Genomic DNA, 21,380 nt, shown 5'->3' with positions numbered 1-21,380 from the left:
CACACCATACGAACACTGCGTGTCAACGAGTGCCGGAAAATTGTTTCACCTTCGTTTCCTTGAGCGGTGTAAATTTTCAGACCGACTCAAGAACGGTCCCGTCGCTCACCCTCAGGCGACGATCGACGTGTACGGCGTCGAGCATCCGCCGGTCGTGGGTGACGAGCAGCAGCGTGCCTGGGTAGCTCGACAGGGCCGACTCCAACTGCTCGATCGCCGGGAGATCGAGATGGTTCGTCGGCTCGTCCAGCACGAGTAGATTAACGCCTCTAGCCTGCAGCAACGCCAGAGCCGCGCGGGTGCGCTCGCCGGGCGACAGCGTGTCGGCGGGCCGCAGCACGTGCGCGGCCCGCAGCCCGAACTTCGCCAGCAGCGTCCGCGCCTCGGCGGGCGGCAGCTCCGGCGTCTGCGCGCCGAACGCGTCGAGCAGCGGCTCCCCGCCCTCGAACAGCCCTCTGACCTGATCCACCTCGCCGACCACCACGCCGGGCCCGAGCGTGGCGTGCCCCTCGTCGAGCGGGGTGCGGCCGAGCAGCGCGGCCAGCAGCGTCGTCTTGCCCGAGCCGTTGGACCCGGTGATCGCCACCCGCTCGGCCCAGCCGATCTCCAGGTCGACCGGGCCGAGTGTGAACGCGCCCCGCCTGACCACCGCGCCGCGCAGCGTGGCCACCACCGCGCCGGAACGCGGCGCGGCGGCGATCTCCATCCGCAGCTCCCACTCCTTGCGCGGCTCCTCGACCACCTCGAGGCGTTCGATGAGCTTCTCCGACTGGCGGGCCTTGGCGGCCTGCTTCTCGGTCGTCTCGATGCGCGTGTTGCGGCCGATCTTGTCGTTGTCGGTCGCCTTGCGCCGGGCGTTCCTGACGCCCTTCTCCATCCAGGCCCGCTGCGTCCTGGCACGGGACTCCAGCTGGGCGCGGGTGTCGGCGTACTCCTCGAAGCGCTCGCGGGCGTGCCTCCTGGCCACCTCGCGCTCGTCCAGGTAGGCCTGGTAGCCGCCGCCGTATAGGTGGATCTGCTGCTGGGCCAGGTCCAGCTCCAGCACCTTGGTGACGGTCCTGGCCAGGAACTCCCGGTCGTGGCTGACCACCACCGTGCCGGCCCGCAGGCCCTGGACGAAGCCCTCCAGCCGGTCGAGCCCGTCGAGGTCGAGGTCGTTGGTCGGCTCGTCGAGCAGGAACAGGTCGTAGCGGCTGAGCAGCAGCGAGGCCAGCCCCGCGCGGGCCGCCTGGCCACCCGACAACGAGGTCATGGGCTGTTCCATGCTCACCGGCAGCCCGATCTCCGCCGCACGATCCTCCAGGTCGGCGCCGCCGAGCGCGAGCCAGCGCTCCAGCGCGACGCTGTAGGCGTCGTCGGCGCCCGGCCGCGCCTCGACCAGACCCTGGGTGGCGTCGTCGAGCTCCCGCTGCGCCTGCTCGACGCCGGTGCGCCTGGCCAGGAATTGCCCGACCGTCTCACCGGGGCGGCGCTCCGGCTCCTGCGGCAGGTGGCCGACCGTGGCCGTGGCCGGGCTGAGGCGTATGGAGCCCTGCTCGGGCCGATCGATCCCGGCCAGCAGGCGCAGCAGCGTGGACTTCCCGGCGCCGTTGGCCCCGACCAGCCCGATGACGTCGCCGGGGGCCACCACCAGATCCAGGTTCGAGAACAGGATCCGCTCGCCGTGCCCCGCCGCAAGGTCCTTGACCACCATCGTCGCGCTCATGTAGGCCGATGCTACTAACGTGAGCCAAATGTCTCGCTGGCCCGTGCTCGCCGCCGCTGTCGTCACCGTCGTGGCCGGGCTGGGGGTGCGGCTGCTGTGGGACGGACCGTTCGCCAAGTACGCGGGCGACGCGCTCTACACGGTCCTGATCTACCTGCTGGTCGTGCTCGTCCTGCCGCGCATCCGGCCGGTGTGGGCCGCGCTGGGGTCGGCCGCGCTGAGCTGGGCGATCGAGTTCGCCCAGCTCTGGGAGATCCCGCCGCTGCTGCGGCCGCTGCTGGGCAGCACGTTCAACCCGCCCGACCTGTTCTGGTACGCCGTGGGCGCTGTCGTGGCTTGTGCTGCGCATTTAGCGACGAGGTCCACATTTAGGTAAAGAACGGTCCTTACCAGCTCGAAACTCCGCTGTAACGCCTTGCCTGTGACATGGAAATGGTCTAGAGATAGACCAAATCCTAGAGAGTCCTCCGCCGCGCATCCCCCCAAGGAGACCTCAATGACCACAGAAGAGGATTCCAGGCGCCTCGCCGAGCTCGGTTACAAGCAGGAGCTGTCAAGGACCTGGAGCGGTTTCTCCAACTTCGCCATCTCCTTCTCCATCATCTCGATCCTCGCCGGCTGCTTCACCACCTTCGGTCAGGCCTGGAACAACGGCGGTCCCATCGCCATCTCCTGGGGCTGGCCGCTGATCTCCGTCTTCATCCTGATCATCGGTCTCTGCATGTCGGAGCTGGTCTCCGCGTACCCGACGGCGGGCGGCATCTACTGGTGGGCCGCCACGATGGGCAAGCCGATCCACGGCTGGTTCACCGGCTGGCTCAACCTGATCGGTCTCATCGCGGTCACCGCGTCGGTCGACTACGGCTGCGCGACATTCCTGAACATCACCATCAACCGGCTCACCGGCGGCGGCTGGGACGCCTCGCTCGGGAACGCGTTCCTGCTGTTCGTGATCATTCTGGTGCTGCACGCGCTGATCAACATCTACAGCCACCGGCTCATCTCACTGCTGCAGAACATCTCGGTCTGGTGGCACGTGGCGGGTGCCGCGATCGTGGTGGCGATTCTGATCTTCGCGCCGAGCCACCACCAGACGGTCGGCTTCGTCTTCACCGACACCATCAACAACTCCGGCTTCGGTGACGGCGACGGCGGCATACCGTTCTGGTTCTACGTGCTGCCGCTGGGCTTCCTGCTCACGCAGTACACGATCACCGGCTTCGACGCCTGCGCGCACGTGTCGGAGGAGACGCAGGGCGCCTCCACGGCGGCCGCCCGCGGACTCTGGCAGTCGATCTTCTACTCGGCGATCGGCGGCTGGATCCTGCTGCTGGCGTTCCTGTTCGCCGCGACGAACGTGGACGAGATCAACAAGCAGGGCGGCTTCGTGGGCGCCATCTTCGAGACCGCCCTCTCCTCGCCGCTGGCCACCGCGATCTTCGCGATCTCCACGATCGGTCAGTTCTTCTGCGGGATGAGCTGCGTGACCTCGATGTCGCGGATGACCTACGCGTTCTCGCGCGACGGCGCCGTGCCGGGCTGGCGGCTGTGGTCGAAGGTCGACCGCAACCGGACGCCGGTCAACGCGATCCTCGCGGGCTGCGTGGTGGCCGCGCTGATTACCCTGCCCGCGCTCTGGGCGCCGGCCGGCTCGACCACTCCGGTGGCCTTTCTCGCCGTCGTGTCGATCGCGGTCATCGGGCTCTACCTGGCGTTCCTCATCCCGATCTGGCTGCGGCTGCGCATGGGCGACAACTTCCGGCCCGGCCCGTGGACCCTTGGGCGGAAATATCGGGCCATGTGCTGGATCGCCTGCGTTGAGATCGTGATCATCTCGATCTACTTCATCATGCCGATCAAGCCCTCAGCGATCCCCGGCAACGAGAACTTCACCTGGACGGACGTGAACTACGCGCCGGTCCTGGTCGGGGTCGTGCTGCTCGGCATCGCCCTGTGGTGGAAGCTGTCGGCCAAACACTGGTTCACCGGGCCCCGCCGGACCATCGACGAATTGCCCATGCCTTAAGACGCTTACGACGCTTCAAAGGCCGTGGCCACGGCCGCGCGGACGGTGTCCATGGACGTGGCCTCCAGCTCTCTCTTGAGCGAGGTCATGTCCACGTCGGGCATGCCGCAGGCGACGGCCCAGTGCCACGGCTCCAGGTCGCCGTCGACGTTGAGCGCGAAGCCGTGGCTGGTGACGCCACGGCTCTGCCGCATCCCGATGGACGCGACCTTGCGCCCCGTCTCGGATGTCCAGACGCCGGTCAGCAGCTCGGAGCCGGGCGGGGTGTCGCGGCGCTCCGCGGGCAGCCCCAGCGCGCCCAGGGCCTCGACCAGCCGGAGCTCCACTTCCCGTACGTAGTCGACGATGCCCTCCTCCTCGCCCAGCTTGACGATGAGGTAGCCGACGAGCTGGCCGGGACCGTGGTAGGTGAGCTGGCCCCCGCGGCCGGTCTCGACCACGGGGATGCCGCGCGACGGGTCCGGCAGGTGGGTCACCGGCGTGCGGCGCCCGACCGTGTAGACCGACGGGTGGCTCAGCAGCCAGAGCGTGTCCGGCCGCTCGTCTCGTTGGCGCTCACTGACGAGGTCGGTCATGCGCTCCATCGCCTTGTCGTAATCGACGAGCTCATCCTGGACGAGTGTCAGCGGCCTTGCCTTCATGCGTTCCAGGATAGGACGCAGCGCGGCCAGCACCGGATCGCCCCGGTTTGCCCCGGAGGCGTTCCCCCTTTGCCGGCCCAGTGCGGGAGGCGGCGGAGGTGATGTGCCGTCGGCCGACCAGCGGCGGTGTCGCTTGTACACCGTGATGCGTTGCGTCGGACGCATCACTCGTGGCGGTGCGGCGACACTTCGGCGCGCGTCGAACTAATTCGCGGCCAGACTGATTCCTCGTTGATCACGAGGCGCGACCCGAATGAGGAGCCCCAGAACCATGACATCGAGCCACGACATCGCCCTCTACGCACCCGGTGCGGTCCTTTGAGAGTCCACTGATCCGCCGCAGCGCAAGCGGTTCCGCACCAACTACTTCACAGACGGCCGCACGCTGATCTGGGAGTATCCGCGGTCCACGCCTGATGGAGACCAGATGGACTTTGTCGAGACGATGGAGATCGATGCCCCGGCGCTGGTCGTCGAGAGGTCGCTCGCATGGACGATGCATGTACCGGTCGAACGGCGCAGCCCGACGGTGACGTAGACGGCTGGCCCCAATAGTCCCGACGTGAGCGTGCGCTCAAGCGAGCGAGTCGCCGCGGCCTTCCGCCCGGGCCGGGCAGACCGACGCCGAGGTGATGGCTCATGTCGAGTTCGAACCGGCCATACAGGTTCAGGTCTCGAAGATCGCTGCACACGCTCGGGCCCGGCATTCGGCCGCGCCGTACGACCAGGGGGAGATGAAGACCTTGACAATGCGGTGGACCACCGATGTGACGCCAGATGATCTGATGGGCATGCGCCGGGCCGCAGCATGACGTTTTCCGTTCCTGTCCTTCTGGTGAGCGGAATCGCCTCGTTACGAGAAACGCCCTTCCGCGTTGTCGAGGTCGTCACGGCGGCGCAGGTGATTCAGCGGAAAGGCGCGCTGGCCGATGGGGTTCACCTCGCCATCGTGGATCCAGGCCTGACGCCCAGCGACGACGACATCTTTTCCGCGCTCCATCTCCGCAACGCCGGAAAGACCGCGGTGGTGGGCAATCCCGAACTCGTTCCCGGCGACCTCCTCGAGCCGATCCATGCCTACATGGCGGCCTGCAGGTCCACCGCGACACCTGTCCAGACAGAGGTCCTCCTCATGGAGGACGCGACGCCGTTGTACGACATCCACCGAATCGTAAAAGCCTTCGAAAGGCAGATGATCTGATGGGCCTGCCCTCCAAGCCGCTGCGCGTGGCGCTGCTCCTCGGTGGCGCCAGCGCCGAGCGTGACGTTTCGATCGCCTCCGCCGCGGAGGTCATCCCGGCCCTACGCGGGCGCGGCCACAGCGTGGAGGTCTTCGACACCGTCAAGGGCCGGCTCAGCTCCGCCGAGGAGGAGCGCGTGCTGGCGGCGACGGTGGGACACGCGCCGCCTGACCTGGCCCTGCGGCCCGTCGTGGGCATGGCGCCCCGGCTGGTGGAAGAACTGCTGGGCGCGGACCTCGTCTTCCTCGCCCTGCACGGAGGAGCGGGGGAGAACGGTGTCATCCAGGCGATCCTGGACTCGGCGGGGCTGCGCTACACCGGCAGCGGCCACCTCGCCAGCGCCATTGCCATGGACAAGGACCTGAGCAAGCGGCTCTTCCGTGCGGAGGCCATACCCACTCCTGACTGGGTGCTCCTGGAGCCGGATGACGATCCCGGCGGCATCCCGTTCGAGATCACCCCCAGCAGCCCGGTAATCGTCAAACCGAACGCGCAGGGGTCCACCGTCGGCCTGACCCTGGTGAAGAGGCCGCAGGATTTGCACGACGCCGTCAGGACCGCCCGAATGCACGACGCCGGTGTGCTCGTCGAGCGCTTCGTGCCCGGACGGGAATTCGTCGTCGGCGTCCTCGACGGACGGCCGCTGGCTGTGGGAGAGATCAAGCTGGGCGTCAAGGAGATCTTCGACTACGAGGCCAAATACCAGCCGGGTGTCGCGCTGGAGATCTTCCCTGCCGGCATTTCCCCGGAATTGACGGCCGAACTGCAAAATCTCGCGGGCCGGGCGCACGAGATCCTCAAGGCGGGCTCCTACAGCCGCGTGGATTTCCGGCAGGACGAGGCGGGACACCTGTGGTGCCTGGAGGTGAACACATTGCCCGGCCTGACCGCGACCAGCCTCTTCCCTCAGGCCGCGCAGGCGTCGGGGGTCTCGTTTCCCGAGCTCTGCGAGCGCATCTGCCGATCGGCGGCAGACGGATGACGGCCGTCGAGTTCGAGCACGTCGCCATCAGGGAGAACGGAGATCCCTTGGTGGATCTCCGTTCCTACCCCTTCGATCTGTCCCCCTCCTATTTTCGGCGGGGCCTGTCACCGACCAGCGCGATGTACGTACGTCATGCGGTCGCCCGCATGCTGGTCAGCATCCAGCGCAGCCTGGCTCCGCTCACCTTCAGGATCTGGGACGGCTGTCGGCCGCGGTCCGTGCAGAGCAACATCTACCTGCGCTACCTCGCGAACCTTCGAGTCACGCACCCGGAGATGGACGAGGCCGAACTGCGCAAGCAGGCGGAGGTCTTCGTCACCGAACCAGGAGATCCGCGACGCGTCCCTCCCCATGCCACCGGCGGGGCGGTGGATCTGACACTGCTGGACTGGGCTGGACAAGAGCTCGACATGGGGACGGCCTTCGATCACTTCGGTCCCGAGTCGGCGGCGCTCTACTTTGAAGACCGCCCTGGGAACTCCCTGGTCAGGGACAACCGGCGGAGACTGCGGGACGCCATGATCGGTGCCGGCTTCCGCTGCGATGCCGACGAGTGGTGGCATTTCGACTTCGGCAACCAGATCTGGGCGGCGCATTACAAGGAGCCGGAAGCCTTCTACGGCGAGATCGGCTGGCGCGGGTTGAGGCCTTGCACGCCCACAAGCGACGAACTGGGCGACCAGGAGCCGGGGTGACGTCCACTGGCAGCGATGGCGTGCGGGGGAGTCGTTCAATTCGATGGGGCGTGCCCATGCACCATGTCCGGAGCTTCTTGGCGCAGACCGGAGGCATCCGCCATCGGCCACAGCGACGCGCCAAGGCACACCTTTCGGCGGCCGAGCGGGAGGTGATCTCGCGAGGGCCGGCGGCCGGAAGTCCGGCGCCGGCCCGGCGGCTGAACCGGGCTTCTTCGGCGAACCCTCGCCAGATCGCCCGTTACGGCGGACGCGACGCCTACCGCGCCGTCGTGGCCGACCAGGCGGCCTACCAGCGTGGGACGTGGTGACTTAAAACGCCGAGTGGGAGCGGCTCCACCCGCTGCTGGCCCCAAGCCGGCCAACGAGGCGGGCGATGGAACGATCACCGTACGACGCGCGTTATGACAAACGCGCCTACGTCTTCCTCGGCACCGTCACCCTGGCCGCCCTGGTCATCTGGCTCCGTACCTGATCTAAGAAACAGCCCTTAGTAGCGCTGCGGCTCCTCGGGGACGAGGATCCACATGGCCACGTAGACCACCCAGAGCGGTCCGGGGATGAGCGACAGCAGCAGCCAGAGGATCCGGACGAGGGTGGGGGGCAGGCCCATCTTGTCGGCGAGACCGCCGCAGACGCCGGCCAGGATTCTATGCTCTCGTGAGCGGTACATCGTTTCCTCCGTGTGGTTGCACCTATCTGGAAAACGGATGTCCAGGCTGGAGATATCCCACTAGGCACCCTGAGAAAACCCTGAGAGGGTCAGCCACTCGTGTGCCTGGGCGAGGTGTTGGCTGGTCAGGCCCTGTCTCGGATCAACATGAATGAGCAGGAAATCATCGAGACCCTGAGTGCCCCTGAGGTATTCCTCGTCCTCCAGCCATACCTGGTCGTCGAACCATACGAACGGTCTGCGGCCGACATAAGCGGCTACGTGCGGGGTTTTAAACATTTCCCCGTACAAACCCCCCTGGTCCGGTCCCATGGGAATGACGGGCAGCTCGGGCAGGCCGAGCCGGGGACCGATCCACTCGTTGGCGTGCTGCTCCCAGGTCGTCGCCCAGACCAGCTCGGCCCCGGTGACCAGGGCCAGCTCCAGCAGCCTGGTGCCGTGCCTGGCGTTGAGCTGCACGGTGTAGACCTGGTCGCCGACCGTGCACTGGTAGCGGCGGAAGTCGGGCGTGGGCCGGCTGAACGGGTTGAGCACCCCGTCGACGTCGATCAGCAGCAGCGGTCTCACCGGACCGCCCGGTGCCCCTGCGGGCTGCGGTCTCACCGAACCGCCCCCCGATGCTCCTGCGGGCTGACGCCGCGTACTCGCTTGAAGGCCGCGCTGAGCGCGAACGGGCTGCCGTAGCCGACCTGCCTGGCCACCGAGCCGACCGTCGCGTCGGGCTCGCGCAGCAGGTCGGCGGCAAGAGCCAGCCGCCAGCCGGTCAGGAACGCCATGGGCGGCTCGCCGACCAGCTCGGTGAAGCGCCTGGCCAGCGAGGCCCGCGAGACGCCCACCTGCGCGGCCAGCGCGGCGACCGTCCACGGGTGTGCCGGGTTGTTGTGCAGCATCCGCATGGCCCGGCCCACCACCGGATCGCTCTGCGCCCGATACCAGGCCGGCGCCTCGTGGGTGGCGAACCACGACCGCAGCACGGAGATGAGCAGCAGGTCGAGCAGCCGGTCGAGGACCGCCTCCTGCCCCGGCTGGTCCTTGACGATCTCGGCGCCCAGCAGCGGGACCAGCGGGTCGCCCCGCTGGACCAGCAGCGTGGGCAGCGCCTCCAGCAGCCGCCTGCTCACCTCCCCCTCCATGAGGTAGGCGCCGGTGATCATCACGGTTTCGCCGTCCGCGGCGTTGCCCCAGGTGCGTACGCCCAGGTCCATGGCCTGGGCGAGCGACTCCCCGTCGACCGTGGTGCAGTGCTGGCCGGGGTGGATGACGATCTGCGGCGGCGTGGCCGGGTTGTCGGCCACCGTGTACGGCTTGGGCCCGCGGATGATCGCCACCTCTCCAGGACACAGCCGGACGACATCCCCCTCATCGGGCACCACCCACGCCTCGCCACGCACCATCACGACCACCGTGAGCGGGGCCTCGTCCTGGATGCGCAGCGACCAGGGCGGATCCAGCAGGCAGCGGAGCATGAAGGCGCCCCTCGCCCGCGGACCGTCGAGCAGGGCGGCTAGCTGGTCCATGGGTTAGACGATCGCATATGGGATTGCGCTTCTCAACCATGGAGAGTCTCAGACTTCGGCGGCTTACTTGAGCCATGACAACTTTGGTGCTGGGCGGCACGGGCAAGACCGGCCGCCGCGTGGCGAACAGGCTCACCGTTCTCGACCACCCGTGGCGGATCGGCTCCCGCTCCGCGCGACCGTCCTTCGACTGGACAGACCGATCCACGTGGGCGCCCGCGTTGGACGGCGCCGACTCCGTGTACGTGACCTACTATCCCGACCTCGCCTTCCCCGGCGCCCTGGCAGACATCCAGGCCTTCACCTCGCTCGCCGTGGCCGGCGGCGTCGGCCGGCTGGTCCTGCTCTCCGGCCGGGGCGAGCCGATGGCCGAGGCGGCCGAGCAGGTCGTCCAGTCGTCCGGGGCCGACTGGACGATCGTGCGGTGCAGCTGGTTCATGCAGAACTTCAGCGAGGGCTACCTGCTGGATCCCGTGCTCGAAGGGGTCATCGCGCTGCCGATCGCGGACGTGCCCGAGCCGTTCGTGGACGTGGACGACATCGCGGACGTCGTGGTGGCGGCGCTGACCCAGGAGGGCCACGGCGGCAAGCTGTACGAGCTGACCGGGCCGAGGCTGCTCACGTTCACGGACGTGGCCGCCGAGCTGTCCAAGGCGACGGGCCGGGACATCGTCTACGTGCCGGTGACGGCCGAGGAGTTCGCGGCCGGGGCCCGCGAGCAGGGCGTGCCCGAGAACGAGATCGAGGGGCTGAACGGGCTGTTCGCCGAGGTCCTGGACGGCCGCAACGCGCACCTCGCCGACGGCGTCCACCAGGCGCTCGGCCGGCCCGCCCGGGACTTCACCGACTACGCCACCGCGAACAAGGCGATCTGGACCGTGCGTTGACGCCCCCTGGACCGCGCGCCACGCACCACCTGGACCGTGCGCTCAACGCACCACTTTGGCCGGATCCCAGCCGGGGCCGGGCACCGAGGCCAGCAGCAGGCGCGTGTAAGGGTGCTCGGGCTCGGCCAGCACCCGCTCGACCGGGCCCCGCTCCACGACCACCCCCCGATGCAGCACCAGCGTCTCCTCGCACAGGTGCCGGACCACGGCCAGGTCGTGGCTGACGAACAGCAGGGCCACGCCCGCGTCGCGACGTACCTGGGCCAGCAGCTCCAGGATCTGGGCCTGGATGGAGACGTCGAGCGCGGCCACGGCCTCGTCGAGCACCAGCACCGACGGCTCGACCGCGAGCGCTCTGGCGATGGCGAGGCGCTGGCGTTGGCCGCCGCTCAGCTGGTGCGGGCGCGCGCCGGCCTCGCGGCTGCCCAGGCCCACCTGGTCGAGCAGTTCGGCGGCGCGGGCGGGCGGCTTGCCGTGCAGGCGGAGCGAGGTGTGCAGGCATTCGGTCGCGGTCAGCCGGGGGTCCAGCGAAAGGTAGGGGTCCTGGAAGACCATCTGGATCTCGCGTGCTCTTCGGAGCCTGGCCGCTTTGCCGCGCTCCTTCGGGCCGCGGGGGCGGCCGGCCACGGTGATCGTGCCGGAGTCGGGAGTGACCAGCCCGACGAGCATGCGGGCGATCGTGGTCTTGCCGGAGCCGGACTCGCCGACCAGCCCGAGCGAGCCGCCCGGCGCCAGCTCGAAGGAGACCTCGTCGGCGGCCACGGCGCCCTGGAAGGACTTGCTGAGCTTCTCTACGGCCAGCATCAGGCCTCCACGAGGCGGCAGGCGGCCGAGCCGCCCGCGACGGTCAGGGGCCGCGGCTGCCAGGCGTCGCAGTCGCCGGTGGCGTGCGGGCAGCGCGGCGCGAACGGGCAGCCGGTGAACGCGTCGTCGAGCGACGGCGGCCGGCCGGGAATGGGGCGGATCGGGCGCGGGTCGCCGAGCTCGGGCGTGCAGGCGAGCAGCCCGGCCGTGTACGGGTGCCGCGGGTCCGCGAACAACTCCTTGGCCGGCCGCGACTCCACCACCGCACCGGCGTACAGCACGTGCACCCGGTCGCAGTAGGCGGCGGCCAGGTGCAGGTCGTGCGTGATGAACAGCATGCCGAGCTCCCGTTCGGCCTGGATCCGGCGCAGCAGCGCAAGGGTCTCGGCCTGGGTGGTGACGTCGAGCGCGCTGGTCGCCTCGTCGGCCAGGAGCAGGGCGGGGTCGGCGGCCAGCGCGGCGGCGATGACCACGCGCTGGAGCATGCCGCCGGACAGCTCGTGCGGGTACTGCCGCACGCACCGCTCGGGGTCACGCAGGCCGACGGCGGCCAGCAGCTCCAGCGCCCGCGTACGGGCCTCCGCCTTGGACCGGCCCAGGGTGAGCACCATGCGTTCGGTGAGGAAGTCGCCGATCCGGCGTACCGGGTTGAGCGACGAGCGCGGATCCTGGTAGATCATCGACACCTGGGCGGCCCGCAGGTCCCTGAGCGCCGCCGGGCTCATCGAGAGCACGTCGTCGCCGGAGACCAGCACCCGGCCCGACACCCGCGCCCCCTGCGGCAGGAGGCGCAGCACCGCGCGGGCGATCGTGGACTTGCCCGAGCCGGACTCGCCGACCAGACCGACGACCTCGCCCTTGCCGACGCTCAGCGACACCTCGCGCAGGATCGGCCGCCGGCCGCCCGCCTCGATCGTGAGGTCCTCCACGGAGAGCAGCATCAGATTCCCCTCACGCCCATGCGGTCGGCGAGCCGTACGCCGATCACGTTGAACGACACGACCACCAGGGCGATGGCCGCGCCGGGCACCAGCACGGGCAGGAAGGCGCCCTGCACGATCGCCGGCTGCCCCTCCTTGACCATGAGGCCCCAGTCGGACGACGGCGGCTGCGCGCCGAACCCCAGGAAGCTCAGCGTGGCCAGGCTCATCAGCCCCTCGCCGAACAGCACCACGAGGTAGCCGACGATCGAGCGCCCCATGTTCGGCACCAGGTGGCGCACGCAGATCGCCAGCCCGCCCATGCCCTGCACCCGATAGGCGTCGATGTACGGCTTGCCGCATTCGGCCAGCGCGACGCTCCTGGTGTACTTGGCGATCGTCGGCGCGTAGGCCAGGCCCAGCGCGATGACCGCCGTGGTCATGCCGTTGCCGAAGACGGCCACGATGAGCACCACGAACAGCAGGCCGGGGAAGGCGTACATCACGTCGGTCACCCTGGACACCACCGCGTCGACCCAGCCCCGGTGCCAGGCGGCCAGCGTGCCCAGGGCGACGCCGAGGGCCGAGGCGATGGCGAGCAGCAGCAGCGGGCCGACCAGCGAGGTGCGGGCGCCGTACAGGATGCGGGTGAGCAGGTCGCGGCCCGACTGGTCGGCGCCGAGCAGGTGCTCGGGCGAGACCGGCGCGAGCGAGGCGCCGAAGTCGACCGCGTCCGGCTCGAACGGTGTGACCAGCGGCGCGCACACCGCGCCGACCACGACCAGGCCGAGGAAGGCGGCGGCGAGCAGGTAGCCGAGCGGCCGGGCCGGTCGCGGCGACAGCGTGGCAATAGCGGTCATGAGTCCTCCTTCGTCGGCCTCATGACCAAGGTGCTGTGCTTATTGATGACCTCGACAAGCTCGCTCATGTCCGCCTCCTTGCTCGGGGGTCGATCAGCGGCTGGACCAGCTCCACCAGCGTGGTCACCACGATGTAGGCGGTGACCATGAGCAGCAGCACCGCCTGCGTCACGGGGAAGTCGTGCGTGTTGATCGCGTTGACCAGCAGCGAGCCGATGCCGCTGAGGCCGAACGCGGTCTCCACAGTCACCGTCCCGGCCAGCATCCCGGCGGTCACCAGCCCGCACATGGTCACGATCGGGCCCAGCGCGCCGCGGAAGACGTGCCTGACCACGATCAGCCGCTCGGACAGCCCGGAGGCGCGGGCGACGGTCACGTGGTCGAGCTCGCGCTGCTCGACCATGGCCTGCCTGGTGACCCGGCTGATGATCGCCAGCGCGCCGAGCGCCAGCGTCACGGCCGGCAGGGTCAGGTGCCAGAGCGAGCCGCCGCCCATGACGGGGAACCAGCCGAGCCGGACGCCGAACAGCGAGATCAGCACGGTGGCCACCACGAACGGCGGCACGGAGGTGGCGAAGGTCGTGCCCGCCACCACCGCCGCGTCGGTCCGCCCGCCGCGTACCGCCGCCAGCACGCCCAGCGCGATGCCGAACACCACGAACAGCACGGCCGCGTAGGCGACCAGCCCGAGCGTGCTCGGCAACCGCGCCGCCAGCAGGTCGCCCACCTGGTCGTTGTACTGCGTGGACCGGCCCAGGTCGCCGGTCACGGCGTCGCCGAGCCAGCGCCCGAACTGGACGAGGAACGGGTCGTCCAGGTGGTACTGCGCCCGGACGGCCGCCAGGTATTCGGGCGTCAGGTTCTCCTTGCCGCCCGCCAGGAACGTCACCGGGTCGCCGGGCGCCGCGTACGACGCCCCGAAGATGACGAACGAGGTGACCAGCAGCGTCGCGACCACCCCGGTCAGCTTGCGGACCATGCTCAGCCCTTGGCCCCGAGGTCGGCGGCCCACGGGTAGCCCATGTAGACCTGGGAGGCGGGCGGCCCGGTCACCTTGCCGCCGAGCACGACCGCGGACGGCACCTCGACGAGCGAGATCCACACCATGTCGGCGGTGAAGCGCCGCTGCAGCTCGATGACGTCCTTGGCGCGCTGGGCGTCGTCGGTGCCGGCCAGCGCCTTGGCGACGAGCGCGTCGTATTCGGGCGAGCTGAAGCCGACCCAGTTGTTGGCCGAGCCCGTCAGGCCGTTGTCGTAGAAGCCGATCGGGTCGGACTTGGTGATGTACCAGTCGTCGGGCACCAGGTCGACCTGGGCGCGCAGCGCCTTGTCGGTGTAGAAGCTGCCGAACTCCGACGGCGGCACGGTCTTGATCTGCGCGGTGAGCCCGATCTTCTTGGCCGCGTCGACCACCGCGTTGGCGATCACCGTACGGGTCTCGTCCCCGTTGGTGGCCACCACGATCGGCTCCTTGGGCGTTCCGGCCTCCTGGACCAGCTTCTTGGCCTCGTCGAGCGACGGCGTCTCGGGCGCGCCGGACAGCTGGTCGTAGGCCGTCTGGAAGGCCTGCTTCTCGTACGACCAGGCGCCCGCGCCCACCGGCACCTTCCACGGTCTGGCCAGCCCGGCGAACCCGGACTTGGCGATGCCCGCCCGGTCGACCGCCAGCGACAGCGCCCGGCGGATCTTCGGGTCCTTCAGCACGCCGCGGTCGGTGGGCAGCAGCACGAACACCCGCGTGGTGGGCCCGTAGGCGACGTTGACCGCCTGGTTGCCCTGCAGCGCGACCGCCGGGCCGGTGCTGGAGAGGTAGGCGCCGTCGGCCGCGCCCGTCGTCAGGCTGTTGACCAGCGCCGTGTCGCCGGCCCATTTGAAGGTCACCGTCTTGGTGAGCGGCTTGACGTCCTTGTTCCAATAGGCGTCATAGCGCTCGATGGACAGCTCGGTGCCCGACTTCCAGTCCTTCACCTGGTACGGCCCGCTGCAGGCGTCCTCGTGGCCCGGCGTGCCGTACTCCTTGCCGAGCTTGTCCACGACCTTCTGGTTCAGCACGATGCCCGCGCCGCCCGCCATGGCCTGGACGAACAGCGCGTTCGGCTTCTTGAACGCGATCGTGACCCGGCCCTCGCCGGACTTGCTGATCGACTCGACGTCCTCGAACTCGTCGGACTCGTCCATGCCCTCGCCCGAGTGCCGCTTCAGGCTCCACACGACGTCGTCGGCGGTGACCGGCGAGCCGTCGTGGAAGGTGGCGTCCTTGCGCAGGGTCATGACCATGGTCTTGGGGTCGGGCTGGTCGATCTTCTCGGCCAGCCACGGCTTGACCGTCATGTCGGGCTGCGTCTGCATGAGCCGCTCGCAGACGTTGGCCAGGACCGTTCGGTTGTCGGTGTTGCCGTCGATGTCCATGTCCAGCGTGCCCGGCTCCTCGTCGAGCAGCCAGGTGGCCGAGTCGAGCGCGCCGGTCGCCTTGGCCGTCTGGTTCACCAGCGTGAGCTTGGCCGGGTCGGGCGCCTTGGTCGTGGCGGCCGGGCCACCGCACGCGGCGGTGAGACCGATCAGCCCGGCCACAGCGAGTGTCTTCTTCACAACGTCTCTTCTCCGTGCGGTCCGTCGTAGAGGTTCCAGGGCACGCGCTCGTACTCGTGGTCGCAGGGCGTGCCGGCGGCGATCAAGTAGTCGCCCGTGGTGAGGTCGACACAGCTCGACAGCAGGGTGGCCCACTGCTTGACAGGGGGCTGGCTCTCGTCCGGGTGGGTGCAGAGCGACTCGGGGTAGCCGAGGTGGTCGGACATGGCGTGCCGGATCAGCTTGCGCGCCTCGTCGCTGCCGGACGCGTGGCGGACGGCGCGCAGCCCGCCCTCCGCGCGCGGCACCCGGAACAGCGAGTCGGCCGAGCCGGGGCGGTAGGTGGCAGCCAGTTGGGGCGGCATGAACGCCTGGTAGTGGTTGCCGTGCACGAGCAGTCCGTCGGTGGGATACATCCAGCCGACGGCGCCGGGCGTGGTCTCCAGGTCGATCGCGAAGCCGGCGCGGTGGGTGACCAGCGCGTTGCTGGCGATGTGCGCCCGCGACTTGGTCAGCGCCTCCAGCGCCGAGTTGAGGTCGGCGCTGTCGAGGACCCGGCGCCTGATCAGCGTCTGCGGCACGCCGATCGCGTCGTCGAAGCGCCCGCCGAGCCCGTTGGCGTTGAGCGCGATGCCCGCCGAGTTGGCCCCCTGCCGCCCGACCTGGCCCGCCTCGACGTGCATGATCACGGTGGGCTTGCCCGGCTGGACCACCCTGAGCACCATGACCGTGTCGGCCACGCCGGCCCGCCAGTCCCAGTTCTGGCCCGCGTAGACGTGGCCGTCGCCGGACGCCTGCTCCATCAGGGCGAAGGAGGTGCACCCGTCCGGCTCCATGGAGTTGAACGTGGTGTCGTAGATGATCTCCCCACGCGCGTTCAGCGCGACGATGTCGAGGAACTCGACGCCGGCGCCCTCCGCGATGCCCTCCATCTCCTCCACCAGGTCGGGGGCGAACGCCTTGCTCGGCTCCACCCAGCGCGCCGCCCGCTGCGTCACCTGTGGCCAGTCCAGGCCGCTGGAGTGGGCGAACGCCTCGGCGTAGTAGGCCAGCGCCCGGTGGATCCGCTCGCGGGCCTGCTCGCCGTACTGGCGCCCGCGTTCTCGCGGACCCCCGGCGATCTCGACGACGGGCAGGGATGTGAGGCTCAATGGTGCTCCTTGGACCGGCCGCTGCCTGTAACGTTCATTTCAGTGAGGCAACGAGTCCGTAGCGGTCGTTTCCAGGAAAGAGTAATGAGCGCTACACAGGAGTCAAGGTTCGTAATGGAAAATTCACACAGTCCGATCGAGCAGCTCAGGAGCACGGTGAAGCAGCTCTGGGACGAGCTGTCTCCCGCCGAGCGCGCCGTGTGCCAGTTCTTGATCTCCGCTGCGCCCGAGCAGATCCTCTTCTCCAGCGCGCAGGAGCTGGGCACGGCCTCCGGCACGAGCAACGCCACCGTGATCCGCACCATGCAGCGGCTCGGCTTCGGCGGGCTGCCGGGGCTCAAGCGGGCGCTCGCCGGTGAGTTCACCTCGGCCGTGGCGCCCGACGTACGCATGCGGCAGCGCATCAGCCATGTCGGCCACGACCTGTCGGCGATCTGGGACCGGGTCTTCGACGAGGCCCGCGAGCGCCTCGACCACGGCCGCCGGCTCTATGACGCGGAGGCGTTCCAGCGCGCGATCGAGGTGATGGCCCACGCGAGCTCGGTGCTCGTCTACGGCGCGGGCGCCTCCGAGCCGTCCGCCCGTTATTTCGCGCTCAAGCTGGGCCGTCGTGGCCACCGCGCCCGCGCGGTCTCGGCCACCGGCTTCGCGCTGGCCGACGACCTGCTCTCACTCCAGCACGGCGAGGCCGTGGTCATCTTCCAGCCGGGCCGCAAGCTCAGGGAGCTCACGGTGCTGATCGACCGGGCGCACGCGGTGGGCGCCGGCGTGATCCTCATCTCGGACGAGTTGGGCGGCACTTTCGCCGACCGGGTCGACGCCGTACTGGCCGCCCCTCACACGCCCACCGGCATCAGCGCCGAGCCGCTGACCGGCATCATCGTGGCCGACGCGCTGCTGCTGGCGCTCGATTCGCTCGACGAGAGCCGTTCCGTCGAGCATTCCCACCAGCTGACCGCACTCCGCGAGCAACTGCTGGGCCCCCGTATCCGCTAGCCTCGCCTCGTCACTTACGCGGGTATGGGGAAGGTGTAGTCGTGATCGGCTGGCTCGAAGCGGTGGTGCTGGGGCTGATTCAGGGCCTCACGGAGTTCCTGCCGATCTCCTCAAGTGCCCATATTCGCGTGGTGTCCGCGTTCTTCGGCTGGCAGGATCCCGGCGCCGCGTTCACGGCGGTGATCCAGCTCGGCACCGAGACGGCCGTGCTGATCTACTTCAGGAAAGAGATCTGGGAGATCATCTCCACCTGGACCCGCGCCCTGTGGACGCCCGAACTGCGCAGCCACTACGCCGCCCGGATGGGCTGGTACGTGATCGTCGGATCCCTGCCCATCGGCATCCTGGGCCTGGTGTTCAAGGACCAGATCGAGACGGTCTTCCGCGACCTGCGCCTGGTGGGCACCACGCTGATCGTATTCGGCATCATCCTCTGGTTCGCCGACTACACCGCCCGCAACAGGCTCACGCTGGAGAAGCACCTGAGCTTCACGCACGCCATCGTCTACGGCTTCGCGCAGGCACTGGCGCTGATCCCGGGCGTCTCCCGCTCCGGTGGCACGATCACGGCGGGTCTGCTGCTCGACTATCGGCGCGAGGACGCCGCCAAATACTCCTTCCTGCTGGCCATCCCCGCGGTCCTGTCGTCAGGCCTGCTGGAGGTCGCCCAGATCGGCGGGGGCCAGGCACCCGACTGGGGGCCGACCATCCTGGCGACGGTCATCTCGTTCGTCGTCGGCTATGCGGCGGTGGCCTGGTTCCTGAAGTACATCAGCCAGCACCGCTTCACCGGGTTCGTCATCTATCGCATCCTGCTCGGGCTGTTCGTCATCCTCGCGGTCACCATCGGCTGGATCCCCGCCCAGGGCTGAGCCACTCACCGGCGTATGCGATGAGCCGCCTGGTGAGAGCTCGTACGGCGGCGGGGCAGCGCCAGGAGGACCACCCCGAGCAGCGCCCAGGCCGCCAGCACCCCTAGCGGCGTCCCCAGCGCGGCCCCGTCGAAGTAGACGGTGTTGCGCACCACCTCGCTCCCCGGTTCCACCGGCAGGAAGCGGCCGATCGCGGCGTACCACTCGGGAATGAACCGCGCCCCGATCGGGCCGCCGCTGGCCGGCAGCCCGATCGGGATGAACAGCAGCGCCGCCAGCACCATCCCCCCGATGCCGACGGTCTTGAGCAGGCCCGAGACGACCAGTCCGATGGTCAGTACGATCCCCGCCGACACCACGACCAGCCAGCCGTATCTGCCGGGCAGGGCGCCGAGCACCACGTCCGCGAGCCAGGCATTGACCGAGGCCGCCACCAGGGCGCCCGCCACCATCACCCCGACCCGCAGAGCCACGCCGTGGCCGGGCGCGACCTTCGTGAGCAGCAGGGCCATCGCGAGGCCGGGCAGCACCAGGCTGAGCACGTAGAACATGCCGGACGTGCCGCCCACGTCACCAGCGGCGAGCGGCACCGCGTCCTCCACCCGCAATGCCCGGCCCCGCGCCTGCTCGGCGGCTTGGAAGGCCCCGGTGATCGCGGCGGCGCCCGCGCGCCCGCCCGCGCTGGCCACCACGAGCCTGCCCTCCCGCGGGACCAGGATCGCGTCCACCTCCCGGCCGAGCAGGGCCTCGTGGGCGACGTCGACGGAGGTGTATTCCCGCAGGTCGAAGCCGCCGGGCTGCTTGTCTTCCATGGCGCCCGACAGCTGGTTCACCAGCGTGTCCGGCCCGACCACCGCGACCGGCACGCCGTGCGGCTCCGGCTCGAAGAACGTCCCGAGGAACGACCCCGAGAAGAGCATGCCGAGCAACGAGACCCCGACGAGCACGCCGATGATCTTCCTCATAGAGATTCACTGTCTGTTGACTTCATCACTGTTGAATTCATGGCCGTCGAATTCTACATAGATGAATTTCCGTAGTTGAATGGCCCCATGGCCGAAGAACGCGGAAGGCGCCCGGGCAGCCCCCCGACCAGGAGGTCGATCTTGGAGGCCGCGGTCGACTCCTTCACCGCGCAGGGCTACGGGCAGACCACGATCAGGGCCGTGGCCCGCGCGGCGGGTGTCGATCCGGCGCTGGTGATGCACTTCTTCGGGAGCAAGGAGGGGCTGTTCCGCGCGGCGATCGAGCACAGCATGCCGGTCCGGCTGATGGCCGAGGCCCTCGACGGCGACCCGGAGCACATAGGCGAGCGGCTGGTGACCAGATATCTGTCGCTCTGGGAGCATCCCGCGCACGGCCCGCGGCTGACCGCCATCCTGCAGGCGGCCGCCGCCACCCCGGCCGCGGCCGACCTGGTGACGAACCTCACGCGGGTGGATCTGCTCGGGCCGCTCGCCGAACGGCTGCCCGGCGACCACGCCGAGATCCGCGCGCTGCTCGCCGGGTCGCAGCTGGTCGGCATGGCCATGTTCCGCTACGTGCTCAAGGTCGATCCGCTGGCCTCGCTGCCCGTGGACCGGGTGGCGGCCCTGGTGGCGCCCAACGTACAGCGCTATCTGACCGGCACGCTCTCGCTCGACGAGCTGACCGTCTCCGGCCGATAGGTCACCAGCGTGAAGACCAGCGCCAGCAGCGCGAGCCCGGTGGCCAGCACGATCACGCCCGCTCTGCCGTACCCGTCGAGGGCCAGGCCGCCGGTGATGCCCGCCACGAACAACCCGACATACTGCGCCGAAGACAGCAGTCCAAGACCGATCGGCACGTTGTGCGGCACGGCCGCCACGGTCCTGTACTGCTGCGCCGGCGCGACCAGCCACCCGAGCGCGCCCCAGCAGAGCGCCCACACCAGGGCGATGGGCAGGGCGAGGTTGGCGACCGGGATGAGCGCCATGAACACCGTCGAGGCGGCGATGCCGATCAGCACCATCCGCCGCGGCCCGTACAGGTCGGTGAACCGCCCGCCGACCTGGTTGCCCACGACCCCGCCGATCCCCCACGCCCACAGGACGGCGGGCAGCGGCAGGTCGAACAGCGAGCCGATGTAGGTGTAGGCGGCGAACCCGGCGGCGAACATCAGCAACTGCGTCGTCAGCACCGCCAGCACCCGCCGGTCGGCCAGCGGGGCGAACCGGTCGGACAGCCGTCCCGTGGTCTCGACCATGACGTCGGGCACCACGGCGACCACCCCGGCGAAGCCGAGGACGCCGAGCGCGACCACGAGCCAGATCGTGGCCCGCCAGCTCAACGCGGACCCGAGCCAGGTACCCAGCGGCACGCCGATCGCCGACGCGACGCTCAGGCCGCCCATCACCAGCGCGAGCGCACGACCACGGCGTTCGGGCGAACTCAGCGCCGTGGCGACACCGGAGGCGGTCGGCGTGAACATCGCCGCCCCCGCCGCCGCGACCACGCGGGTGACCATCACCAGCGGGTACGTGGGCGCCAGCGCGGTCAACGTGTTGCCCAGCACGAACACGGCCAGCGCGATCAGCAGCACCCGCCGGCGCGACAGCCGCGCGGTCAGGGCGGCCAGCACCGGCGACAGCAACGCGTAGGCCAGCGCGAACACGGTCATCAGCTGGCCGGCCGCCGATAACGAGATATCCAGATCATGTGAAATGGGCGCCAGCAGCCCGGCGGTGACGAACATGCCGGTGCCGACGGCGAAATTCCCGAGCGCGAGAGGATAGAGCCGACTGCTCACTGAGTCTCCTTCAGTTTGATGCTCATCAAACTGGACTATCGTTGGATTGTTGTCAAACAATCCGACGGAGGT

23 protein-coding genes are annotated in these 21,380 nt (G+C 69.4%); 10 read left to right on the top strand and 13 right to left on the bottom strand.

Annotated features, from left to right (window positions below; translation table 11 throughout):
* Positions 1 to 76 precede the first annotated feature (76 nt).
* Positions 77 to 1,705 carry an ABC-F family ATP-binding cassette domain-containing protein gene (locus AB0B64_RS42785; RefSeq protein ID WP_358185445.1) on the bottom strand — a complete coding sequence of 543 codons (1,629 nt, stop codon included), beginning with the start codon at positions 1,703 to 1,705 and terminating at the stop codon, positions 77 to 79.
* Between the two features lie 28 nt (positions 1,706 to 1,733).
* Between AB0B64_RS42785 and AB0B64_RS42780 the strand changes: the two genes are divergently transcribed.
* Together AB0B64_RS42780 and AB0B64_RS42775 are read left to right on the top strand one after the other, a co-directional pair.
* On the top strand, positions 1,734 to 2,081 hold the full coding sequence (locus AB0B64_RS42780) for a DUF2809 domain-containing protein (RefSeq protein WP_358185442.1): 348 nt from the start codon (positions 1,734 to 1,736) through the stop codon (positions 2,079 to 2,081).
* A 120-nt stretch (positions 2,082 to 2,201) separates the two neighbouring features.
* Positions 2,202 to 3,731, top strand: a complete 1,530-nt coding sequence (locus AB0B64_RS42775) for an amino acid permease (protein WP_358185439.1) — start codon at positions 2,202 to 2,204, stop codon at positions 3,729 to 3,731.
* Between the two features lie 5 nt (positions 3,732 to 3,736).
* Here AB0B64_RS42775 and lipB read toward each other — a convergent pair whose 3' ends face one another.
* The gene (lipB, locus tag AB0B64_RS42770; protein WP_358185436.1) at positions 3,737 to 4,372 is read right to left on the bottom strand and encodes a lipoyl(octanoyl) transferase LipB; all 636 of its coding nucleotides are present in this window, start codon (positions 4,370 to 4,372) and stop codon (positions 3,737 to 3,739) included.
* A gap of 835 nt (positions 4,373 to 5,207) precedes the next feature.
* On the opposite strand from lipB, the gene AB0B64_RS42765 reads away from it, so the two are divergent.
* The 4 genes from AB0B64_RS42765 to AB0B64_RS42750 are packed head-to-tail and all read left to right on the top strand — an operon-like array spanning position 5,208 to position 7,604.
* Positions 5,208 to 5,573, top strand: a complete 366-nt coding sequence (locus AB0B64_RS42765) for a hypothetical protein (RefSeq protein ID WP_357959102.1) — start codon at positions 5,208 to 5,210, stop codon at positions 5,571 to 5,573.
* Positions 5,573 to 6,595: a D-alanine--D-alanine ligase gene (locus AB0B64_RS42760; protein ID WP_357959105.1), complete on the top strand. Its 1,023-nt coding sequence runs from the start codon at positions 5,573 to 5,575 to the stop codon at positions 6,593 to 6,595. The genes AB0B64_RS42765 and AB0B64_RS42760 overlap by 1 nt, the downstream gene beginning before the upstream one ends.
* A complete protein-coding gene (locus AB0B64_RS42755; RefSeq protein ID WP_357959107.1) occupies positions 6,592 to 7,293 on the top strand; it encodes a M15 family metallopeptidase in 702 nt (233 codons plus the stop codon). The genes AB0B64_RS42760 and AB0B64_RS42755 overlap by 4 nt, the downstream gene beginning before the upstream one ends.
* Before the next feature lie 56 nt (positions 7,294 to 7,349).
* Positions 7,350 to 7,604 (top strand): hypothetical protein, encoded by a 255-nt coding sequence (locus AB0B64_RS42750; protein ID WP_358185433.1) that lies wholly within the window; start codon positions 7,350 to 7,352, stop codon positions 7,602 to 7,604.
* A 179-nt stretch (positions 7,605 to 7,783) separates the two neighbouring features.
* Here the strand turns inward: AB0B64_RS42750 and AB0B64_RS42745 are convergent, their stop codons facing one another.
* The 3 genes from AB0B64_RS42745 to AB0B64_RS42735 are packed head-to-tail and all read right to left on the bottom strand — an operon-like array spanning position 7,784 to position 9,483.
* Complete coding sequence (locus AB0B64_RS42745) at positions 7,784 to 7,966, bottom strand: PspC domain-containing protein (protein WP_357959113.1); 183 nt, start codon at positions 7,964 to 7,966, stop codon at positions 7,784 to 7,786.
* Positions 7,967 to 8,026: 60 nt separating this feature from the next.
* Positions 8,027 to 8,533 carry an HAD domain-containing protein gene (locus tag AB0B64_RS42740; protein WP_357959116.1) on the bottom strand — a complete coding sequence of 169 codons (507 nt, stop codon included), beginning with the start codon at positions 8,531 to 8,533 and terminating at the stop codon, positions 8,027 to 8,029.
* 32 nt (positions 8,534 to 8,565) lie between these two features.
* On the bottom strand, positions 8,566 to 9,483 hold the full coding sequence (locus AB0B64_RS42735) for an AraC family transcriptional regulator (RefSeq protein ID WP_357959119.1): 918 nt from the start codon (positions 9,481 to 9,483) through the stop codon (positions 8,566 to 8,568).
* 74 nt (positions 9,484 to 9,557) lie between these two features.
* Between AB0B64_RS42735 and AB0B64_RS42730 the strand changes: the two genes are divergently transcribed.
* Positions 9,558 to 10,370 (top strand): NAD(P)H-binding protein, encoded by an 813-nt coding sequence (locus AB0B64_RS42730; protein ID WP_358185429.1) that lies wholly within the window; start codon positions 9,558 to 9,560, stop codon positions 10,368 to 10,370.
* Between the two features lie 42 nt (positions 10,371 to 10,412).
* Here the strand turns inward: AB0B64_RS42730 and AB0B64_RS42725 are convergent, their stop codons facing one another.
* From AB0B64_RS42725 to AB0B64_RS42700, 6 genes are all read right to left on the bottom strand, one after another.
* Positions 10,413 to 11,174: an ABC transporter ATP-binding protein gene (locus AB0B64_RS42725; RefSeq protein ID WP_358185426.1), complete on the bottom strand. Its 762-nt coding sequence runs from the start codon at positions 11,172 to 11,174 to the stop codon at positions 10,413 to 10,415.
* Positions 11,174 to 12,115 (bottom strand): ABC transporter ATP-binding protein, encoded by a 942-nt coding sequence (locus tag AB0B64_RS42720; RefSeq protein ID WP_357959128.1) that lies wholly within the window; start codon positions 12,113 to 12,115, stop codon positions 11,174 to 11,176. The genes AB0B64_RS42725 and AB0B64_RS42720 overlap by 1 nt, the downstream gene beginning before the upstream one ends.
* Entirely contained in the window at positions 12,115 to 12,954 is an 840-nt protein-coding gene (locus AB0B64_RS42715; protein WP_358185423.1) for an ABC transporter permease, read from the bottom strand. Before AB0B64_RS42715 ends, AB0B64_RS42720 begins: the two co-directional genes overlap by 1 nt.
* A gap of 64 nt (positions 12,955 to 13,018) precedes the next feature.
* Positions 13,019 to 13,933: an ABC transporter permease gene (locus AB0B64_RS42710; RefSeq protein WP_357959134.1), complete on the bottom strand. Its 915-nt coding sequence runs from the start codon at positions 13,931 to 13,933 to the stop codon at positions 13,019 to 13,021.
* Positions 13,934 to 13,935: 2 nt separating this feature from the next.
* A complete protein-coding gene (locus tag AB0B64_RS42705; protein ID WP_358185420.1) occupies positions 13,936 to 15,543 on the bottom strand; it encodes an ABC transporter substrate-binding protein in 1,608 nt (535 codons plus the stop codon).
* Positions 15,540 to 16,673, bottom strand: coding sequence for a C45 family peptidase (locus AB0B64_RS42700; protein WP_358185417.1), 1,134 nt, complete (start codon positions 16,671 to 16,673; stop codon positions 15,540 to 15,542). Before AB0B64_RS42700 ends, AB0B64_RS42705 begins: the two co-directional genes overlap by 4 nt.
* Before the next feature lie 114 nt (positions 16,674 to 16,787).
* Here AB0B64_RS42700 and AB0B64_RS42695 point away from each other — a divergent pair, with 114 nt between their 5' ends.
* Together AB0B64_RS42695 and AB0B64_RS42690 are read left to right on the top strand one after the other, a co-directional pair.
* Entirely contained in the window at positions 16,788 to 17,669 is an 882-nt protein-coding gene (locus AB0B64_RS42695; RefSeq protein WP_357959143.1) for a MurR/RpiR family transcriptional regulator, read from the top strand.
* A gap of 41 nt (positions 17,670 to 17,710) precedes the next feature.
* A complete protein-coding gene (locus AB0B64_RS42690) occupies positions 17,711 to 18,541 on the top strand; it encodes an undecaprenyl-diphosphate phosphatase (protein WP_357959147.1) in 831 nt (276 codons plus the stop codon).
* Between the two features lie 5 nt (positions 18,542 to 18,546).
* Here the strand turns inward: AB0B64_RS42690 and AB0B64_RS42685 are convergent, their stop codons facing one another.
* Positions 18,547 to 19,506 carry a hypothetical protein gene (locus AB0B64_RS42685; protein ID WP_358185413.1) on the bottom strand — a complete coding sequence of 320 codons (960 nt, stop codon included), beginning with the start codon at positions 19,504 to 19,506 and terminating at the stop codon, positions 18,547 to 18,549.
* A 141-nt stretch (positions 19,507 to 19,647) separates the two neighbouring features.
* On the opposite strand from AB0B64_RS42685, the gene AB0B64_RS42680 reads away from it, so the two are divergent.
* Complete coding sequence (locus AB0B64_RS42680; protein ID WP_358185410.1) at positions 19,648 to 20,208, top strand: TetR family transcriptional regulator; 561 nt, start codon at positions 19,648 to 19,650, stop codon at positions 20,206 to 20,208.
* Here the strand turns inward: AB0B64_RS42680 and AB0B64_RS42675 are convergent.
* Positions 20,157 to 21,308 (bottom strand): MFS transporter, encoded by a 1,152-nt coding sequence (locus AB0B64_RS42675; protein WP_358185407.1) that lies wholly within the window; start codon positions 21,306 to 21,308, stop codon positions 20,157 to 20,159. The genes AB0B64_RS42680 and AB0B64_RS42675 overlap by 52 nt on opposite strands.
* Positions 21,309 to 21,380: the final 72 nt, after the last annotated feature.

This window comes from Nonomuraea sp. NPDC049129, assembly GCF_040648495.1.
GTDB lineage: Bacteria > Actinomycetota > Actinomycetes > Streptosporangiales > Streptosporangiaceae > Nonomuraea.
Note: the sequence above shows the minus strand (reverse complement) of the source record. Positions and strands in the feature narration are given on the sequence as shown.

Bases quoted from the DNA above. Each gene is read 5' to 3' on its own strand.
- AB0B64_RS42785 (WP_358185445.1), bottom strand. From the start codon at position 1,705: ATGAGCGCGACGATGGTGGTCAAGGACCTTGCGGCGGGGCACGGCGAG.
- AB0B64_RS42780 (WP_358185442.1), top strand. From the start codon at position 1,734: ATGTCTCGCTGGCCCGTGCTCGCCGCCGCTGTCGTCACCGTCGTGGCC.
- AB0B64_RS42775 (WP_358185439.1), top strand. From the start codon at position 2,202: ATGACCACAGAAGAGGATTCCAGGCGCCTCGCCGAGCTCGGTTACAAG.
- lipB (WP_358185436.1), bottom strand. From the start codon at position 4,372: ATGAAGGCAAGGCCGCTGACACTCGTCCAGGATGAGCTCGTCGATTAC.
- AB0B64_RS42760 (WP_357959105.1), top strand. From the start codon at position 5,573: ATGGGCCTGCCCTCCAAGCCGCTGCGCGTGGCGCTGCTCCTCGGTGGC.
- AB0B64_RS42755 (WP_357959107.1), top strand. From the start codon at position 6,592: ATGACGGCCGTCGAGTTCGAGCACGTCGCCATCAGGGAGAACGGAGAT.
- AB0B64_RS42750 (WP_358185433.1), top strand. From the start codon at position 7,350: ATGCACCATGTCCGGAGCTTCTTGGCGCAGACCGGAGGCATCCGCCAT.
- AB0B64_RS42745 (WP_357959113.1), bottom strand. From the start codon at position 7,966: ATGTACCGCTCACGAGAGCATAGAATCCTGGCCGGCGTCTGCGGCGGT.
- AB0B64_RS42735 (WP_357959119.1), bottom strand. From the start codon at position 9,483: ATGGACCAGCTAGCCGCCCTGCTCGACGGTCCGCGGGCGAGGGGCGCC.
- AB0B64_RS42730 (WP_358185429.1), top strand. From the start codon at position 9,558: ATGACAACTTTGGTGCTGGGCGGCACGGGCAAGACCGGCCGCCGCGTG.
- AB0B64_RS42725 (WP_358185426.1), bottom strand. From the start codon at position 11,174: ATGCTGGCCGTAGAGAAGCTCAGCAAGTCCTTCCAGGGCGCCGTGGCC.
- AB0B64_RS42720 (WP_357959128.1), bottom strand. From the start codon at position 12,115: ATGCTGCTCTCCGTGGAGGACCTCACGATCGAGGCGGGCGGCCGGCGG.
- AB0B64_RS42715 (WP_358185423.1), bottom strand. From the start codon at position 12,954: ATGACCGCTATTGCCACGCTGTCGCCGCGACCGGCCCGGCCGCTCGGC.
- AB0B64_RS42710 (WP_357959134.1), bottom strand. From the start codon at position 13,933: ATGGTCCGCAAGCTGACCGGGGTGGTCGCGACGCTGCTGGTCACCTCG.
- AB0B64_RS42695 (WP_357959143.1), top strand. From the start codon at position 16,788: ATGGAAAATTCACACAGTCCGATCGAGCAGCTCAGGAGCACGGTGAAG.
- AB0B64_RS42685 (WP_358185413.1), bottom strand. From the start codon at position 19,506: ATGAGGAAGATCATCGGCGTGCTCGTCGGGGTCTCGTTGCTCGGCATG.